We start from the raw sequence: 17,246 nt of genomic DNA, 5'->3' as shown, positions 1-17,246 counted from the left end.
ACCGACAGGAGACCATGAATGACCTTGGCTAAAAAACTCGTGCTGCTGCTGATGGGCGCCGGAATGCTGCTTGCCGTCTTCCTCGAAAGCGTGCCGGCGCAGAGCGAGGAGATGAAGCACGACATGGGTGCCATGGCCATGGGGGCGGAAAGCCCTTCCACGGCGGGCTACAAGGCGGCGATGGACAAGATGCATACCGACATGATGGCCTCCCAATATACCGGCAACGCCGATGTCGATTTTGTCCGCGGCATGATCCCGCATCATCAGGGGGCGATCGACATGGCCAAGGTCGAACTGGCCAACGGCAAGGATCCGGAAATCCGCAAACTCGCCGAACGCGTCATCGCCGCGCAGGAAGCCGAAATCAAGCAGATGCAGGACTGGCTCGCCGCCCATCCGGTGAAGTAAGGCATCAACGGCGGCGACCGGAGAACCCGAGCTCCATCCTGGATTTCTCCGTATGCTTGTGATGCCATGCGCCTCGATCGCTTACCCAGGAGCCCCCATGCCCACGACGACAAGAACCACCAAGCTGCCTTCGGGCGAAGCCGTCCAGGTGCTGGGACAGGGCACCTGGAAAATGGGCGAGGATGCCCGCCGTCGAGCCGGGGAGGTCAATGCCTTGAAGCTTGGGCTGGACCTCGGCATGACGCTGACCGACACCGCCGAAATGTATGCCAGCGGCGGCGCCGAGGAGGTGGTGGCCGAAGCCATCGCCGGCCGGCGCGAAGAACTCTTTCTCGTCTCCAAGGTGCTGCCGTCCAATGCTTCGCGCACCGGCGTGCCGGCGGCTTGCGAGAAAAGCCTGAAGCGCTTGCGCACCGACCGCATCGATCTTTATCTCCTGCACTGGCCGGGCAGCGTGCCTTTGGCCGAGACCGTCGACGCTTTCGAGGCTCTGAAGAAGGCCGGCAAGATCCGCCACTGGGGCGTCAGCAATTTCGATACCGATGAAATGGAAGAGCTCACCGGTTTGCGCTCGGGCGGCAATGTCCAGACCAATCAGGTGCTCTACAATCTGATCCGGCGCGGCCCCGAATTCGACCTTGCACCATGGAGCCGCCAGCGCGGCATTCCTCTGATGGCCTATTCGCCGGTCGAGCAGGGCGCGTTGGCGCGCAATGCCAGGCTGGAGGCCATCGCCACCCGTCACAATGCGACCCCTGCGCAAATCGCCTTGGCCTGGGTGATGCATCAGGACGGCGTTATCGCCATTCCCAAGGCCAGCAGCCAGGAACACGTCCGCCAGAATTTTGCCGCGCTGGACATAAAGCTTACGGCCGATGACCTCGCCGATCTCGACCGTGCATTCCCCCCACCGACGCGCAAGCGCGGACTGGAAATGATCTGACTATTTCCCCGCCAGCCCCTTCAGCCGGTAAAGCGCCTCCAGCGCTTCCTTGGGGGTCATCTCGTCGGGATTGATCTCACCGAGTGCCGCGCCCACAGCGTCGCTCTTCACCGGCTTTGGCGCCTCTCGCTTCACCGCCACCGAAAACAGCGGCAGGTCATCGACCAGCCGGTTGGTCTTGCCGGAGACCTCGCCTTCCTCAAGCTGATGCAGAACTTCCTTCGCGCGGCCCACCACCGCTTCCGGCAGGCCGGCAAGGCGGGCTACCTGCACGCCGTAGGAGCGGTCGGCGGCACCCTTGCCGACCTCGTGCAGGAAAACGACGTCGCCCTCCCACTCCTTGACCCGCATGGTGACATTGGAAAGCCGCGCCAGCTTGCCGGCGAGCGACGTCATTTCGTGGAAGTGGGTGGCGAAGATCGCCCGGCAGCGGTTCTTCTCGTGCAGATACTCCACCGCCGCCCAGGCAATCGACAGCCCGTCGAAGGTGGCGGTGCCGCGGCCGATCTCGTCGAGGATCACCAGCGCCCGTTCGCCGGCCTGGTTGAGGATCGCCGCTGTCTCCACCATCTCGACCATGAAGGTCGAGCGGCCGCGCGCCAGGTCGTCCGACGCGCCGACGCGTGAGAACAGCCGGTCGACGACGCCGATATGGGCCGATGTCGCCGGCACGAAGGAGCCGGTCTGGGCCAGGATGGCGATCAGCGCGTTCTGCCGCAGGAACGTCGACTTGCCACCCATGTTGGGGCCGGTCAGCAGCCAGATCGCGCCGTTCTTGGCATTGCCCTCCGGCGAGAGGTCGCAATCGTTGGCGACGAATGGGCCTTCGCCCGAACGGCGCAGCGCCTGTTCGACCACCGGATGCCGCCCGCCTGAAATCTCGAAGGCAAGGCTGGAATCCACCACCGGCCGGCACCAGGCCTCGCTTTCCGACAGAAGCGCAAGCGCTGCCGACACGTCGAGCACGGCGAGCGCGTCGGCGCCGGCGCGGATCGCCTCGGCCGCGTCGACCGCTTCCGCCGTCAGCGCATCGAAGGCGGCCAGTTCGATGCTCAGTGCCCGGTCGGCGGCATTGGCGATCTTGGTCTCGAGCTCGGCGAGTTCGGTCGTGGTGAAACGCATGGCGTTGGCCATGGTCTGGCGGTGAATAAAGCGCGCCTTGGCGCCATCGCTGCCAGTCATGACGGCGTGATGATTGGCCGTCACCTCGATGTAGTAACCCAGCACATTGTTGTGCCGGATCTTCAGGGAGCGTATGCCGGTTTCCTCGATCAGCGAGCGCTCCAGTCCGGCAATCACTTTTCGCGACTCGTCGCGCAACGCCCGCATCTCGTCGAGGTCCGGGTGGTAGCCGCCGCGAACGAAGCCGCCGTCGCGTTTGAGCAGCGGCAGCTCCTCGCCGAGCGCCTGGGTGAGATGTTGGGCAAGCGCCTTGGGCAGCGCCTTGATCGCGGCCATCGCGCCGGCCAACTCCTGGGGCAGGGCGATCGCGGCAAAGGTTTCGGCGATGGCACCGGCCGCCTCGAAACCAGCGCGGAGCGCGCCGAGATCGCGTGGCCCGCCCCGGTTGAGCGCCAGCCTGGACAGGGCGCGAGGCATGTCGGCGACGCTCTTCAGGCTCATCCGCACCGCCTGGCAAAGCCTGACCTCGGAGCGGAAGAACGAGACGGAGTCCAGCCGCGCGCCGATGGCCGCCGGGTCGGTCAGCGGCGCCATCAGCCGGTCGGCGAGCAACCTCGCGCCGCCACCGGTCACCGTGCGGTCGATCGCCTTGAACAGCGAACCCTCGCGGCTGCCGGACAGCGTACGCAACAGTTCGAGATTGCCGCGCGTCGCCGGATCGATGAACAGGGTCGAACCCTGCTCCTCGCGCTCGGGCCGCGACAGCGGCGGCCGCTCGGCCTTTTGCGTTTTCTCGACATAGGCGATGGCGCCCGAGATCGCCGACAATTCGGCGCGCGAAAACGTGCCGAAACTGTCCGGTGTCGCCACCTCGAAGAAACGCGCGATCCGCCCCGTGGCCGAGGCCGAATCGAACAGGCTCGGCGGCTGTGGGCTGGCGACACGGCCGAGCACGTCGAACACCGGCTTCAGGTCGGGATCATGGAACACCGGCTCGGCGACTATGAGTTCGCGCGGATCGACACGGAAGATGTCGGCCAGCAGCCGGTCGGCGGTGGTCTCGGCGACGCGGAAAGCACCAGTCGAGATGTCGATCCAGGCAATTGCAAAGCTGTGCTCGCTGCCGCCCTTCACCCGACCCAACGCCATCAGATAACTCGATTCCGACGGCGCCAGCAGTTTGTCCTCGGTGATGGTGCCCGGCGTCACCAGCCGCACTACGTCGCGGCGCACGACCGATTTGGAGCCGCGCTTCTTGGCCTCGGCCGGATCCTCGATCTGCTCGCAGACGGCAACGCGGAAGCCCTGGCCGATCAGCTTCTGCAAATAGTCGTCGGCCGCGTGCACCGGCACTCCGCACATTGGAATGTCGTGGCCCTGATGCTTGCCGCGTTTGGTGAGCACGATGCCCAGCGCCCGGCTCGCCTTCTCGGCATCGTCGAAGAACAGCTCGTAGAAATCGCCCATGCGGTAGAACAGCAGCGAATCCGGGTTAGCCGCCTTGATCTCGATGAACTGCTCCATCATCGGCGTGACGGCGGCAGCGCCGGGCTGCGGCGGCGTCATCGCCTCGGGGGCGGCGTCGGGCTCGTTTGGGCTGTGCATGTTCATGGCGCGGCACGCTAGCAGATGTGATGGCGGGGTTTAATGCCAGGCCATCGAAAAGCAGGGGAAGACCGCGAGCTGTCTTCATGGAACGGCTGTTCAGCTGCATTGCCCGACGCGGCGATCGCGAATATCTGTCATCTTGGGCAATAATGGCGGGGGCGTCATGGACAAAGACGGGCACGAAACGTTCGAGGAGATGGTGGGACCTATCGACTCGGCGCTCGAGCGCTTCTGGCTCATGACAGCTCGGCACGCCAGCCAACGGTTGGGCAGGCTTAAGTTTGTAGCAGCCAAGCGCCTTCCTTTCGCGCTGCCGCTCAGCGGTCCGTTGTCCCACCTGGATAGCGGCATTCGGCTTGCAGCTTACGTGCTCAGCCACGATCCGCTGCTGATCTACACGCCGATCGGCGGCGAGCGCCCCCTCAACTCAGTGGTGGCAATCGGCCGTCGCCTGGCCTCGCGCCGCGCCGTGTTCCTGCTGATGCCGAGTTGGACGCTTGAGCGGCCCCATGTCGTCGCGAAGCTTGGCAGGGATCTCGCCTGGTACCGTGAGAGCTTCTCGCTTCACGAACTGATCTTTCTTTGATGGCCGGGTTGCCGGTGGTGAGCACGCCCAGCCTTGGCGGCCGGGATGTCTTTTTCGATCCGGACTATTGCATCATCGCCGAGCCCGATCCGGCGGCGATCCGGCGCGCTGTCGAGACGTTGCGCGACCGCGCCATTCCGCGCGAGGAGATACGCGACCGCACGCTGGCCAAGGTGCGGGCTCAACGGGAGGAACTCACAGTGTTCCTGTCCGACCTGTTGAAGAGGATGGGAAGCAGCCAACCGCCGCTGACGCAATGGCCGTTTCCCGGAACCAGGACGCTGCGGCGCTGGGCAACGGCCCGCCAGCATGCGGATGAAATCACGACATTGGGAACGGCGCGGAAAGGCTTCTGACCGGCCGTCTCCGCTTTGAAGCAGCTTTGCCCAGCTTCGTGGTTTACACGCGGCGGCCCGTGGTCTTAATTCGCAAGCACACAGGTACCCGCTTCAAGGAGGTGCCGCACCGGCGAGGAAATCAAAAGCACCATGGCCAGGAAAACCGAGAACAACGGTCCGTCCGTCAGCGCGCAGGAAGCGCTCGAATTCCACGCCATGGGCCGGCCCGGCAAGCTGGAGATCGTCGCCACCAAGCCGATGACGACGCAGCGCGATCTCAGCCTCGCCTATTCGCCAGGCGTGGCAGTGCCCGTGCGCGCCATCGCCGAGGATCCATCCAAAGCCTTCGACTACACGACGCGCGGCAACATGGTCGCCGTCATCTCAAACGGCACCGCCATTCTTGGCCTCGGCAATCTCGGCGCGCTGGCCTCCAAGCCGGTGATGGAAGGCAAGGCGGTGCTGTTCAAGCGCTTCGCCGATGTCGATTCCATCGACCTTGAGGTCGACACCGAGGATGCCGACGAGTTCATCAACTGCGTGCGCTTCCTCGGTCCGTCCTTCGGTGGCATCAACCTGGAGGACATCAAGGCGCCGGAGTGCTTCATCATCGAACAGCGCCTGCGCGAACTGATGGACATTCCGGTCTTCCATGACGACCAGCACGGCACCGCCATCATCTCGGCCGCCGGTCTGATCAACGCGCTGGAAATAACCGGCCGCGACATGAAGACCACGAAGCTGGTCTGCAACGGTGCGGGCGCGGCCGGCATCGCCTGTATCGAGCTGATGAAGGCGATGGGTTTTTCGCCAGAAAACATCATCCTATGCGACACCAAGGGGGTTGTCTTCCAGGGCCGCGCCGAGGGCATGAACCAGTGGAAATCGGCGCATGCGGTCAAGACGGAGGCGCGTTCCCTGGCCGAAGCGCTGGACGGCGCTGACGTCTTCCTCGGCCTTTCGGCCAAGGGGGCGCTGACCACCGCCATGGTGCAGTCGATGGCCAAGAACCCGATCATCTTCGCCATGGCTAACCCCGATCCCGAGATCACCCCGGAGGAAGTGGCCGAGATCCGCACCGACGCCATCATGGCCACCGGGCGGTCGGATTACGCCAACCAGGTCAACAACGTGCTCGGCTTTCCCTACATCTTCCGCGGTGCGCTGGATGTCAGGGCCACCACCATCAATGACGACATGAAGATCGCCGCCGCCCGCGCGCTGGCCGAACTGGCGCGCCAGGACGTGCCCGACGACGTCGCCGCGGCCTATCAGGGCAACCGGCCGAAATTCGGCCCCAACTACATCATCCCGGTGCCGTTCGACCCACGCCTGATCTCGGCCATCCCGATCGCCGTGGCCAAGGCTGCAATGGATTCTGGCGTCGCCCGCAAGCCGATCCTCGATCTCGACCGTTACGCGCAGGAGCTTTCCGCCCGCCGCGACCCGATCGCCTCGACGCTGCAGCGCATCTACGACCGCGTGCGCCGCCAGCCCAAGCGCATCGTCTTCGCCGAGGGCGAGGAGGAGCAGGTGATGCGCGCCGCCGTCTCCTACGTGAACCAGCGGCTCGGCACCGCCATCCTGCTCGGTCGCGACGACGTCATCAAGGAGAACGCCAGGCACGCTGGCATCGACCTGAACAAGCAAGGCATCGAGATCATCAATGCGCGCCTGTCGCGCCGCAATTCGATCTACACCGACTATCTCTACGAGCGCATGCAGCGCAAAGGCTTCCTGTTCCGCGACTGCCAGCGGCTGATCAACAACGACCGCAACCATTTCGCCGCCTGCATGGTGGCGCTGGGCGACGCCGACGGCATCGTCACCGGCGTGACCCGCAACTATTCGACCGCGCTCGACGACATCAGGCGCGTCATCGACGCCAAGCCCGGTCACCGCGTCATCGGCGTCTCGATCGTGCTCGCGCGCGGCAAGACGGTGCTCGTCGCCGACACCGCCGTGCACGACATGCCCAACGCCGAGCAGATCGCCGACATCGCCGAGGAAGCGGCGGGCTTCGCGCGCCGCATGGGCTACGAGCCAAGGCTCGCCATGCTTGCCTATTCCACTTTCGGCCATCCACAGGGCGAACGTTCCGAGCGCGTCCAGGAAGCCGTGCGCATCCTCGACAAGCGCCGCGTCGATTTCGAATACGATGGCGAAATGGCCGCCGACGTCGCACTCAACGCCCGCGCCATGGCGCAATACCCGTTCATAAGGCTGACCGGTCCGGCCAACGTCCTGATCATGCCGGCTTTCCACTCGGCCTCCATCTCGACCAAGATGCTGCAGGAACTGGGCGGCTCGACCGTCATCGGCCCGCTGCTGGTCGGCCTGAACAAGCCGGTGCAGATCGTGTCGCTGAATGCCAAGGACAGCGATATCGTCAACATGGCGGCGATCGCCGCCTATACGGCGGGGGCTTGAGGGGCTTCCCCCGTGTTGGACGCCTCACGCCAGCCGCATCACCTGCTTGTGGCTGGCGATCTCCGACAGCAGCCAATCCCGGAACAGCCTGACGCTGATTGAAATGCGGTTGCCCGGCTTCTGCCACAGGCAGTAGCTCTGTGGAATTGCGTGGCGGATCGTGAAGGGCGCGACCAACTGGCCGCTGGCCAGCAGGTCCTCGACCATGATGTTGTCGGCCAGCGCCATTCACGGCCTCACGGACGGCAAGCGCCGGGTCGTGGAAGATCGGGCTCGCGTCTGACCTTCGACATCGATTGCCTCGACCCGGCCTATCTCCCGGCACGGGCACTCATTGTCGGCGCCGACGTTGTGGAGGTGGCGCCCGCCTATGACCACGCCGATGTCACGTCGCTTGCCGGGGCGGCGGTGCTGCAGCACTATCTCGGCCTGCTCGCGGAACGAAACGGCTGACAGCGCGCCGACTTCACCCCGGCGCGAACGCCCGCGCCGCCTCCACGACTTCCTCCGCCTGGTCCTGCCGCAGCAGGTCGATGGGAATACGCCCATCAAGGTGCGCCGCTGGACGGGTCAGCCACAGCCATGCGAGTCTCGGATTGCCGATCAGCTCCAGCACGTCGCTTATGCCCGCGACCGGCCTGCCATCGACGAACTGCGCCAGCGGGAAGACGTGCTTGCGGCCGCCCTTGCGCAGAGCGATGACGTCGCCGCGCCTCTGCCAGCGGTGCAGGGTGGAGCGGGCGATGCGCAGGTTCTCTTCCAGATAGGTCGAGCCGGCGACGCGTCCGGCCCAGTCCTCGATCAGCATCGATTCGAGGTCGTCGGACTGGGGGAGCGCGGCAACTGTTTCAGCCTCTGCCGACAGCGTCGTGGCGGTCATGGCGCCGGCTTCGCCGCGGCGTGCGGCTTCCGCCGCCAGCGCCCGCACGAATTTCTGGGCCAGGCCCGGAAGGTCGGCATGGATGGCGTCGATGGCGCGCTGGTGCTTGGGCGACAGCAAGGTGACGGCGGACGCTATAGAGCCGGCGATCTTGCCGACCGAGACCATTGTGGGGCCGTTGATGGCTTCGTCATAGTGGGCAAGCGCACGCTCGACCCTTTCCGCCACCATGTCGGCGAAATCGTCCTGCGTGATGCCGGTCGTCTTGGTCTGGAATGTCGTCTTGGTCTGAAATCTTGTCATGCATCTGTTTTCTGGGCCGCGCGCTCTCCTCCCTTGGCCGCGGCCGGTTGTTGAACGGTTACGGCGGAAAGTGGAAAGTGCGACGGCAACGGATGCAGCGACCCGACAGGTTGCTGTCCTGCATTGCTTCACACCCCGATTAGCATGTCGAAATGTCAGTCACGGCACGCTCGCATTTGCGTGTAGGAGCGGTATGTGACAACTGCGCGACGATGAGAAGCTGTCCGCGCTTGCCTCCTTTCCCCAACAGCGAGCGAAGAGAAAGGGCGTTGTTACAGCAACCCCGCCTGCTCGGCCTCTTTGCGCAGGTTCTGCCTTGGCCTGGGGCCGATCTGCTGGATCACCAATCCGGCCGCCAGTGAGCCAAGATCGCCGCAGGTCTGGAGGTCGCGTCCTTGTGTGTAGCCATGCAGGAAACCGGCGGCGTAGAGATCGCCGGCGCCCGTCGTGTCGACCAGTTCCTTGATGGCGGTCGCCTGGATGATCACGGTCTCGTCGCCACGCACGATAACCGAGCCCTTTTCGGAGCGGGTAACCGCCGCGAGCTTGCAATCCTTGCGGATCCGCGCCAGCGCTTCCTCGAACGATGACGTCTGGTAAAGCGACTTGATCTCGTGGCTGTTGGCAAAAACGATATCGACCGTGCCCGAACGCATCAGGTCTAGGAACTCGTCGCGGTAACGGTCGACGCAGAACGAATCCGACAAGGTCATCGATACTTCGCGGCCGGCCGCGTGCGCCAGTTTCGCCGTCTGCCGGATGGCTTCCTTGGCGCGCGGCGGGTCCCACAGATAACCCTCGAAATAGGTCACCTTGGCGCCGGACGCCTTGTCGGCTTCGACATCTTCCGGCCCGAGTTCGACGCAGGCGCCGAGATAGGTGTTCATCGAGCGCTCGCCATCGGGCGTGACGAAGATCATCGAGCGCGCCGTCGGCGGCTCGCCCTCGAGCGGCTTGGTGTCGAAGGCGACACCCTGCGCGTGGATGTCGTGCGCGTAGATTTCGCCCAGCGCATCGCTGGAGACCTTGCCGAAGAAGGCGGCGCGTCCGCCAAACGAGGCAACACCGGCCGCCGTGTTGCCGGCGCTGCCGCCGGAGGCCTCGATAGCCGGGCCCATGCGGCTGTAGAGCAATTCGGCGCGCTGCGTGTCGATGAGATTCATCGCGCCCTTGATGATGCCGTTGGTTTCGAGGAATTCCTCCTCGCACTGGGCGATGATGTCGACAATCGCATTGCCGATGCAAAGCACGTCATAATCCGGCATCAATGTCTCCGCCAAAAACCCGGGCCGGCTTCTTGCCATGCCCGCGCGGGTCTACAGCATGACCCTGAAAACTGGCAACCGATTTTCTGTCCTTGCCGCGCCAGCCAGGCGCTACGACAATTCGACCGTGGCCGAAACATTTCGTCGCTATGTCGCCTACATCTGCGCCTGTTCAATCACGGTCCGAAGGCGCGAGCCCATGCCTGCCAAAAGCAACACGACCATCGACCTGGCATTGCTCGGCGTGCTGGCGGTGCTTTGGGGAGCCTCCTATACCTTCATCAAGATCGGCGTAGAGACCATCCCGCCCATCACCTTCATCGCGGCCCGCACCCTGATCGCCGGCGCCATCCTGTTCGCCGTCATCCGCTGGCGCGGGCTTGCCATGCCGGGCGATGCGGCAAGCTGGCGTCGCTTCGCCTTCCAGGCCTGCCTCAACAGCGTCGTCCCGTTCACGCTGATCGCCGCGGCCGAGCGTTCGGTCGACGCCGGCCTTGCCACTATCCTCAACGCCACCTCGCCGATCTTCACCTTCCTGCTGACGGCGCTCATCACCCGTCATGAGCCGGTGACCGCGCGCAAGCTGGTCGGCGTTGGCGCCGGCATCGCCGGCATCTGCCTCATCGTCGGCACGCAGGCGCTTGGCGGCATCGGCCACCAGCTCTGGGCACAGATCGCCATCGTCGCGGCGACGATCTGCTATGCCGGGGCCGCCATTTTCGGCCGAGGCTTCAAGGGCCTCGATCCGATGCTTCCCGCCGCCGGTTCGATGCTGTGCGGCGCTGTCATGCTGGTACCGCTCAGCCTGGCGGTCGACCAGCCATGGACGCTGGCGCCTTCGACGGCTTCCATCCTTGCCCTGCTCGGCCTGTCCGTGTTTTCGACGGCACTGGCTTTCGTCATCTATTTCCGCCTGATCCACACGCTGGGTTCGGTCGGCACCACGTCTCAGGCCTATCTGCGGGTGCCGATCGGCGTCGGCATCGGCGCCGTCTTCCTCGGCGAAAGCCTGGGGCCCACGGCCTGGCTCGGCATGGGGTTTGTCGTCGCCGGCGTGGCGGCCATGACCATACCGGTTCGTAAGCCGGGCTTAGCCCGATAGGCAGATCTGGGGAACATACGAAGGCAAGCAACGGCCCGCGCTTGTGCTCGCGGGCCGCACCGCCTATCTCGGAGGCGTCCTGCCTTGTGGCTGTGTCCGCTGACCTGGGGGTGAAGCACGGTGATTTTCGACGCTGCCCGCATCGCGGCCCTTGAGCTGCTCTCGCCTCCGTTTCGCGCCGTGTTCATCAAGACGCTCGGCCTGACCCTGCTGGCGTTGGTCGCCCTGTGGTTCGGCTTGACCAGCCTTGTCGAATGGCTTGCCCTGCCGTGGCTGCAAACATTGTTGCCCGGCATGCCGTCCTGGGCCGGCTGGTTGGGCGGCATCGTCGCGGCCATCGCGCTGGCCTTCGGCATGGCGCTTCTGATCGCACCGGTCACGGCGGTGATCGCCGGCCTGTTCCTCGACGATGTCGCCGAAGTGGTCGAGCGCACCGATTATCCCGGCGACCCGGCCGGACGCGCCATGCCGGTATTGCGCTCGCTGGTGCTGGCGATAAAATTCTTCGGCGTCGTCATCCTGGGCAACGTCGTGGCGCTGATGCTCCTGCTGGTGCCGGGCATCAACATCGCCGCCTTCTTCATCGTCAACGGCTACCTGCTCGGACGCGAATTCTTCGAATTCGCCGCCATGCGCTTTCGCGGGGAAGAAGAGGCCCGGGCCCTGCGCAGGCAGTATGCCGGTACGGTGTTTCTCTCCGGGCTGGTTGTCGCGGCCTTCCTCGCCGTGCCGCTGCTCAACCTGCTGACGCCGCTCTTCGCCGCCGCCATGATGGTGCATCTGCACAAGGCGATCTCGGCGCGGGAAGTCGCACGCGCGTCGCGGCGCTAAATCTCTTCAGCGTAGCAGAAATCCCCGCCCCAACTCGTCGTCCGGCTCGACAATGAATTCGGCTCGTCCGGAATAATAGGCACGGCCGCCGACGCGGGCGACGATCGCTTCATGCGGGCCGGCCTGCGCTGCTCGCGCCACCGCCCCGGAAAAGCGCGAGCCGGCGATGCTCTCGAACGCTCGCGTCTGTCCCACGGCGATCTCGCCCTTGGCATGCATGGCCGCCAGCCGGGCGGTGACGCCGGAACCGGTCGGCGAGCGGTCGACCTCCGCCTCGGCGAAGACGCAGACATTCCTGGTGGCCTCTCCGGAAAAGGCGTCCTTTCCATCGGTCAGGATGGTGCCATAGAGGAAGGCGAGGTCATCATGATCGGGATGCGACAGCGGAAACTCGGCCTTCAGCCGGTTCGTCAGCGTGGTTGCCGCGTCGACGAAATCGCGCACGCGGTCGCGGCCGAACTCCAAGCCGAATTGATGACAGTCGGCCAGCGCGTAAAAGGCGCCGCCATAGGCGATATCGAAACCGACCTTGCCATAGCCTGTCAGCTCAATCTGTCGATCGCCGGCGAACAGGAACGCCGGCACGCTCTCGAACGACACCGCGCCGGCCTTGCCATCGTTGACCGCGACCGAGGCGACGACCAGGCCGCACGGCGCCTCGATGTTCACGGTGGTGAACGGCTCCTGCTTCGCCACCAGCCCTTGATCGACGGCGTAGCGGCCGAGCGCGACGATGGCGTGGCCGCACATGGTCGAATAGCCCTCATTGTGCATGAACAGCACCGCGAGGTCGGCGCCGGGCAAATCGGGCTCGACCAGCAAAGCGCCATACATGTCATAGTGGCCGCGCGGCTCGAAGATCAGCAACTTGCGCAAATGGTCGAGATTGTCCCGCACATAGGCGCGCTTCTCAAGAATGGTGGCCTTGGGGATAGCGGGATAACCGCCCGTGACGATCCGTAGCGGCTCGCCACCCGTATGCATGTCGACAACGGTAAGGTTCATGCGGCCGAACCCATCCTAGCCCTGGGATTTGCCGAACAGCGCCTGCAGCTTGCCGAACGGCATGGCGGCGCGGGTGAAGCCGAACGTGCCGTCCTGCTGGATCTCGCGCGCCGCCGTCTCCAGCATGCCGTAGGCGAAATTGGTCAGCCATGGCCCAAGCGAAATCCGCTTGGCACCGGCCATGGCGAGGTCGGCGATGGTGAAGCCGGGCCTCGCCATGACATTGACCGGCTTGCCGACCGACGAACACAAGGTCCGCACCATCTCGACATCGCCGATACCAGGTGCATAGAGCACGTCGGCGCCGGCTTTTTCGAACGCCTGCAGCCGCTTGATCGTGTCGTCGAGATCGGACTTGCCCCAGAGGAAATTCTCGGCCCGCGCCGTGAAGACAAAGTCGCGCTTCAGCGCCCGCGCCGCCTCCACCGCTGCGGCGACGCGCTCCACCGCGTGCGAAAACTCGTAGATGGGCTTTTCAGGATCGCCGGTGTGATCCTCGATCGAGCAGCCGGCAAGCCCGGCCGCTTCCGCCGCGAAAATGGTTTCGGCGGCCTGCTCGGCGCTGTCCCCCTTGCCCTTCTCGAGATCGGCCGAGACCGGCAGGTCGGTCGCGCCCGTCACCTCGCGGCAATGATGGATCATCTGGTCGAAGGTCACGGCCCCATCCGGCAGGCCGCGCGAAAAGGCAAAGCCGGCGCTGGTGGTGGCCAGTGCCTTGAAGCCGAAGGATCCGAGCAGCTTCGTCGTGCCCGGATCCCAGGGATTGGGCATGACGAAGGTCGAGGCATGCAGGTCGCGAAAAATCTTGCCCTTGTCCATGAATGCTCCCCCATAACGAGTGTTGGGGCGGATGCTACCGCGCTGTTTGCTGCCGGGCAAACGAATGCGGTTGGTTCAGAAGCGTTTCTCGTTCTCTGCTGCCAATTTCTCGAAAGCGTCGATGTGGCGCATCTCGACAGGCACGGAGGTGGCATCCTTGTGACGGGCAGCGCGCTGCCGAGGTCAGGGAAGCTGACGGCTTGTGCAGAGGCCGCCATCCCCAAAGCCGCAGCAGCACCCCAGGTGAGGATGAAGCGAAGCAGGTACGTTGGCATGGCGGCGCCCCATTGTCGGGCGCGCGGAAGGTAGCACAGCGCTTCGTGGCGTCCAGTGCAGCGGATCAGTGGATCGGCACCAGCCCGGCGAGCTCGCGCATGTCGTCGAACAGGATGCCGCCGGCCTGGATCAAGCCATCGCGGTCCGAATAGGGGTCGCCATGATAGGAGAACACGCGCATGCCGGCGGCGATGCCGGCCTGCGTGCCGGCGACGCTGTCCTCGATGACGATGCAGTCGGCGGGCGGGAAGCCCATCGTTTTGGCCGCATGCAGGAACAGGTCGGGGAACGGCTTGCCGCGCGACACCATGGTGGCGCTGAACATGGCATGTTCGAACAGCGGCAACAGACCGGTCTGGCCAAGCGTTATGTGCATCTTGGAGATCCTGGCCGAGGTGGCGACGCAATAAGCGATGCCGGCCGCGCGGACCGCCTCGATGAACTCCCGGACATGAGGGATCGCCTCGACACCGTGAGCGAACAGATCCGGCAGGCCGGCATTCCAGCGCTCGACGAAATCGGCGCCGAGCCTGACGCTGGTCGTCTCTTCGATCTCCTTCTGCACCGAGACCATGCTGCGGCCGGAGAAGTTCTTGCGGCAATATTCGAAGGTCGTTGGAAAACCGGCGTCGCTCAGCCATTCGGCCAGGCGCCGGTTGGCGAGGTTCTCGGTATCGACCAGGATCCCGTCGCAGTCGAAGATGACGAGCTTTGGCAGGGGGCGTGTTTCAATCATGTTGGATCAGTCTGCCCGGCAAAACGGTTCACTGTGCCGAAACACAGCCAGGCATCAGGCGGTCCCGGTCGATCCGAATCCGCCCGAGCCACGCGCCGTGCCGCCGGCCAGCGAACGCTCTTCAACCGCCACCTGCGTCACCGCGGCGAAAACGATCTGGGCAATGCGCATCCCGCGCGTCACCGCGAAATCCTCGTCGCCGAGATTGACCAGCAGCACCTTCACCTCGCCGCGATAATCGCTGTCGACCGTGCCCGGTGAATTGAGGACGGTAAGGCCGTGTTTGAAGGCAAGGCCCGAGCGGGGCCGCACCTGGCCTTCCATGCCTTCGGGAATTTCCAGGATCAGCCCCGTCGCTACCAAGGCGCGCTTGCCCGGCAGGATCAGAAGCGGCCGGTCTTCAGGCACCGCCGCGCGGAAATCCATGCCGGCGGCGCCGGCGCTTTCATAGGCGGGAAGCGGAAGTCCCTCGCCATGCGGCAACCTGACGAAGCCGACGGTGGGACCGATGACGGAAGGTGTTTGAAGGGCTGCGCGCATAAAATCGATCCTATCGGCGCGAATGTCGATTCGGTCAACTCGACCGCGGCGCTATCAACGGCTTTCTTTCAGGCATCACTGTGGCCTAGCGGAGTTCCATAGGAACCACCGTCGTCTCCTTGATCTCCTCCATGACGAAGGAGGCGGAGACATCGGATAAAGCCACCTTGGCGATGAGCCGCTGGTAGAGCCGGTCATAGGCTTTCACGTCGGCGACGCGGGCGCGCAGCACATAGTCGAGATCACCGGACATCCGGTAGACCCCGATGATCTCGGAAAGACCGGTCACCGCCGCCCGGAATTTCTGCAGCCAGTCGGGGTCGTGATTGGATGTGCGGATCAGGATGAACACCGAAAGGCCCAGCCCGAGCTTCTCGGCATCGACCAGCGCCACGCGGCCGGTGATGACGCCATCTTCCTCCAGCCGCTTGACGCGACGCCAGCAGGCATTGCGCGACAAGGCTACGCGCTCCGACAGCTGGTCGACGGACAGCGTGCCGTCACGTTGCAATTCGGCGAGCAGTTTTCGATCAATTTCGTCAACGCCAAAGCTCATATGGGATGTTTGTCCCATGGAATAGCAAAATACAAGGATATTTTGGGACCAATGAACCGGTGAGGCGTGTCAGGATACTCATATCGAAACGAAAAGCGCTGAAGGGGAAACAGCATGTCGGTCGCAAGGATTTTCACCTCTCATCCGGCCAAGGTCGGCGAAACCTATTTCAGCCATATGGCCTTCGCCGCCTGGTTTTCCTCGCGCCTGCTGATGGCGGCGGGAGCAGCTTTTGTTCACGCTTTCTTGCCATTTCTCTTCGAGACTACCGCCAGCCGAATCATTCGCGAGCTCTACGAGCGGACGCACAACAGAGGCACGCACGCGATCAACGAGCCCGCTGCTCTTCCGGATCGCGCCTAGAGGAAGACAGAAGCGATGTGCCGGTGGGCGGCCTATCTCGGTGAAGCGGTCTTTCTCGAAGACATCCTCACGGCGCCCTGTCACTCGCTGATCGCCCAGAGCCATTGCGCCCAGGAAGCGAAGTCGCCCACCAATGGCGACGGCTTCGGCCTTGCCTGGTATGGCGAGAGGCCAGAACCCGGCCTCTACCGCGATATCCTGCCGGCCTGGTCCGATCCCAATCTGAAAAGCCTGTGCCGGCAGATCAAGTCCAGCCTGTTCCTCGCCCATGTCAGGGCCTCGACCGGCAGCGCCACCAGCCGCATGAACTGCCATCCGTTCATCTCAGAACGCTGGTCGTTCATGCACAACGGCCAGATCGGCGGTTTCGAAAAAATCCGCCGCGCGCTGGAGAACTCGCTGTCCGACGCCGTTTTCGACCAGCGCGAAGGCACCACCGATTCCGAACTCTTTTTTCTGCTCATGATCGACGAGGGTCTTTCGGCCGACCCGCAAGGCGCCGTCTCGCGCGCCACCAGCCGGGTGCTGGAAGCCTCGCGTTGTGCCGGTCTCGAGCCGGCGCTGAAACTGACCGCCGCCTTCTGCGACGGACAGGCATTGTATGCGGTGCGCTATGCCACCGATGGCCAGGCTCCGACGCTTTACACGTCCATTTTCCGCAAAGGGGCCGGCCGCTGCATCGTCTCCGAACCCTTCGATCGCGAGGGCGGCGACTGGCAGGCGATTCCGCCATCGAGCTTCGTCACCATGACCAGGGATGGCATCGACATACATCCATTCGCTCCGGTCGCGGCAAAACTGGCGCTGGTTGGATAGGCTTTCGCCGCATTGAGTAACGTCGCGGGACAGCGCCCCCCTCTGTCCTGCCGGACATCTCCCCCACAAGGGGGGAGATCGGATGCCTCAATGGCTTTCGCCAATCCCCAGCGTTGCAGGACAGAGCGAAGCGCCGAAAACTGCCAATCTCCCCACCGGTGGGGAGATGTCCGGCAGGACAAAGGGGGCGCCGTAGAGTGACGACCTCAATCATGGCGTGCAGCGTGATGATCGGCTGCAATTGGTCGGCAAACGCTGGTCGGAGGCGCGGCTGCTCGGCATCGCCAGGGCGATGATGCCCTTGACCAGCGGCTTT

Annotated in this window: 18 protein-coding genes and 1 pseudogene; 10 read left to right on the top strand and 9 right to left on the bottom strand. The window is 64.4% G+C overall.

Annotation, left to right across the window (positions count from 1 at the left end):
- The first annotated feature begins 18 nt into the window (after positions 1-18).
- Together FJW04_RS11680 and FJW04_RS11675 are read left to right on the top strand one after the other, a co-directional pair.
- Positions 19-411, top strand: a complete 393-nt coding sequence (locus tag FJW04_RS11680) for a DUF305 domain-containing protein (RefSeq protein WP_140714231.1) — start codon at positions 19-21, stop codon at positions 409-411.
- A gap of 97 nt (positions 412-508) precedes the next feature.
- The gene (locus FJW04_RS11675; protein ID WP_140714229.1) at positions 509-1,354 is read left to right on the top strand and encodes an aldo/keto reductase; all 846 of its coding nucleotides are present in this window, start codon (positions 509-511) and stop codon (positions 1,352-1,354) included.
- Here the strand turns inward: FJW04_RS11675 and mutS are convergent, their stop codons facing one another.
- The gene (gene mutS, locus FJW04_RS11670; RefSeq protein WP_140714227.1) at positions 1,355-4,087 is read right to left on the bottom strand and encodes a DNA mismatch repair protein MutS; all 2,733 of its coding nucleotides are present in this window, start codon (positions 4,085-4,087) and stop codon (positions 1,355-1,357) included.
- Between the two features lie 160 nt (positions 4,088-4,247).
- Between mutS and FJW04_RS30260 the strand changes: the two genes are divergently transcribed.
- The 3 genes from FJW04_RS30260 (at position 4,248) to FJW04_RS11660 (ending at position 7,438) form a co-directional block, all read left to right on the top strand.
- Positions 4,248-4,670 carry a hypothetical protein gene (locus FJW04_RS30260; protein WP_246673788.1) on the top strand — a complete coding sequence of 141 codons (423 nt, stop codon included), beginning with the start codon at positions 4,248-4,250 and terminating at the stop codon, positions 4,668-4,670.
- Positions 4,671-4,687: 17 nt separating this feature from the next.
- Positions 4,688-5,026: a hypothetical protein gene (locus FJW04_RS30255; protein ID WP_246673786.1), complete on the top strand. Its 339-nt coding sequence runs from the start codon at positions 4,688-4,690 to the stop codon at positions 5,024-5,026.
- Between the two features lie 132 nt (positions 5,027-5,158).
- On the top strand, positions 5,159-7,438 hold the full coding sequence (locus FJW04_RS11660) for an NADP-dependent malic enzyme (RefSeq protein WP_140714225.1): 2,280 nt from the start codon (positions 5,159-5,161) through the stop codon (positions 7,436-7,438).
- Positions 7,439-7,462: 24 nt separating this feature from the next.
- Here FJW04_RS11660 and FJW04_RS29925 read toward each other — a convergent pair whose 3' ends face one another.
- Positions 7,463-7,666, bottom strand: coding sequence for a hypothetical protein (locus FJW04_RS29925; RefSeq protein ID WP_181172929.1), 204 nt, complete (start codon positions 7,664-7,666; stop codon positions 7,463-7,465).
- Positions 7,667-7,711: 45 nt separating this feature from the next.
- On the opposite strand from FJW04_RS29925, the pseudogene FJW04_RS11655 reads away from it, so the two are divergent.
- A pseudogene (locus FJW04_RS11655) lies at positions 7,712-7,891 on the top strand (arginase family protein); the annotation flags it as partial.
- Between the two features lie 13 nt (positions 7,892-7,904).
- Here the strand turns inward: FJW04_RS11655 and FJW04_RS11650 are convergent.
- Both FJW04_RS11650 and FJW04_RS11645 read right to left on the bottom strand, forming a co-directional pair.
- Complete coding sequence (locus FJW04_RS11650; protein ID WP_140660543.1) at positions 7,905-8,621, bottom strand: antitoxin Xre/MbcA/ParS toxin-binding domain-containing protein; 717 nt, start codon at positions 8,619-8,621, stop codon at positions 7,905-7,907.
- A 272-nt stretch (positions 8,622-8,893) separates the two neighbouring features.
- Positions 8,894-9,886 (bottom strand): adenosine kinase, encoded by a 993-nt coding sequence (locus FJW04_RS11645; protein WP_140660544.1) that lies wholly within the window; start codon positions 9,884-9,886, stop codon positions 8,894-8,896.
- Between the two features lie 199 nt (positions 9,887-10,085).
- Between FJW04_RS11645 and FJW04_RS11640 the strand changes: the two genes are divergently transcribed.
- Positions 10,086-10,988 (top strand): EamA family transporter, encoded by a 903-nt coding sequence (locus FJW04_RS11640; RefSeq protein WP_140714224.1) that lies wholly within the window; start codon positions 10,086-10,088, stop codon positions 10,986-10,988.
- A gap of 120 nt (positions 10,989-11,108) precedes the next feature.
- The gene (locus FJW04_RS11635; RefSeq protein WP_140714222.1) at positions 11,109-11,819 is read left to right on the top strand and encodes a sulfate transporter family protein; all 711 of its coding nucleotides are present in this window, start codon (positions 11,109-11,111) and stop codon (positions 11,817-11,819) included.
- Between the two features lie 6 nt (positions 11,820-11,825).
- Here the strand turns inward: FJW04_RS11635 and FJW04_RS11630 are convergent, their stop codons facing one another.
- The 5 genes from FJW04_RS11630 to FJW04_RS11610 all read right to left on the bottom strand — a co-directional run bounded on the left by FJW04_RS11630 (position 11,826) and on the right by FJW04_RS11610 (position 15,751).
- Positions 11,826-12,824, bottom strand: coding sequence for a proline racemase family protein (locus FJW04_RS11630; protein WP_140714220.1), 999 nt, complete (start codon positions 12,822-12,824; stop codon positions 11,826-11,828).
- Positions 12,825-12,839: 15 nt separating this feature from the next.
- Positions 12,840-13,643 carry an oxaloacetate decarboxylase gene (locus FJW04_RS11625; protein ID WP_140614891.1) on the bottom strand — a complete coding sequence of 268 codons (804 nt, stop codon included), beginning with the start codon at positions 13,641-13,643 and terminating at the stop codon, positions 12,840-12,842.
- Positions 13,644-13,983: 340 nt separating this feature from the next.
- On the bottom strand, positions 13,984-14,655 hold the full coding sequence (locus FJW04_RS11620; protein ID WP_015314157.1) for an HAD family phosphatase: 672 nt from the start codon (positions 14,653-14,655) through the stop codon (positions 13,984-13,986).
- 54 nt (positions 14,656-14,709) lie between these two features.
- A complete protein-coding gene (gene dut, locus FJW04_RS11615; RefSeq protein ID WP_140714218.1) occupies positions 14,710-15,195 on the bottom strand; it encodes a dUTP diphosphatase in 486 nt (161 codons plus the stop codon).
- Between the two features lie 85 nt (positions 15,196-15,280).
- Positions 15,281-15,751, bottom strand: a complete 471-nt coding sequence (locus FJW04_RS11610; protein WP_140714216.1) for an Lrp/AsnC family transcriptional regulator — start codon at positions 15,749-15,751, stop codon at positions 15,281-15,283.
- Between the two features lie 114 nt (positions 15,752-15,865).
- Between FJW04_RS11610 and FJW04_RS11605 the strand changes: the two genes are divergently transcribed.
- Together FJW04_RS11605 and FJW04_RS11600 are read left to right on the top strand one after the other, a co-directional pair.
- Positions 15,866-16,114, top strand: a complete 249-nt coding sequence (locus tag FJW04_RS11605) for a DUF6356 family protein (protein ID WP_015314154.1) — start codon at positions 15,866-15,868, stop codon at positions 16,112-16,114.
- 15 nt (positions 16,115-16,129) lie between these two features.
- Entirely contained in the window at positions 16,130-16,930 is an 801-nt protein-coding gene (locus FJW04_RS11600; RefSeq protein WP_140714214.1) for a class II glutamine amidotransferase, read from the top strand.
- The last annotated feature ends 316 nt before the right edge of the window (positions 16,931-17,246 follow it).

This window comes from Mesorhizobium sp. B2-7-3 (assembly GCF_006440715.1).
GTDB lineage: Bacteria > Pseudomonadota > Alphaproteobacteria > Rhizobiales > Rhizobiaceae > Mesorhizobium > Mesorhizobium australicum.
This window is presented reverse-complemented; position numbering and strand designations above follow the sequence as displayed.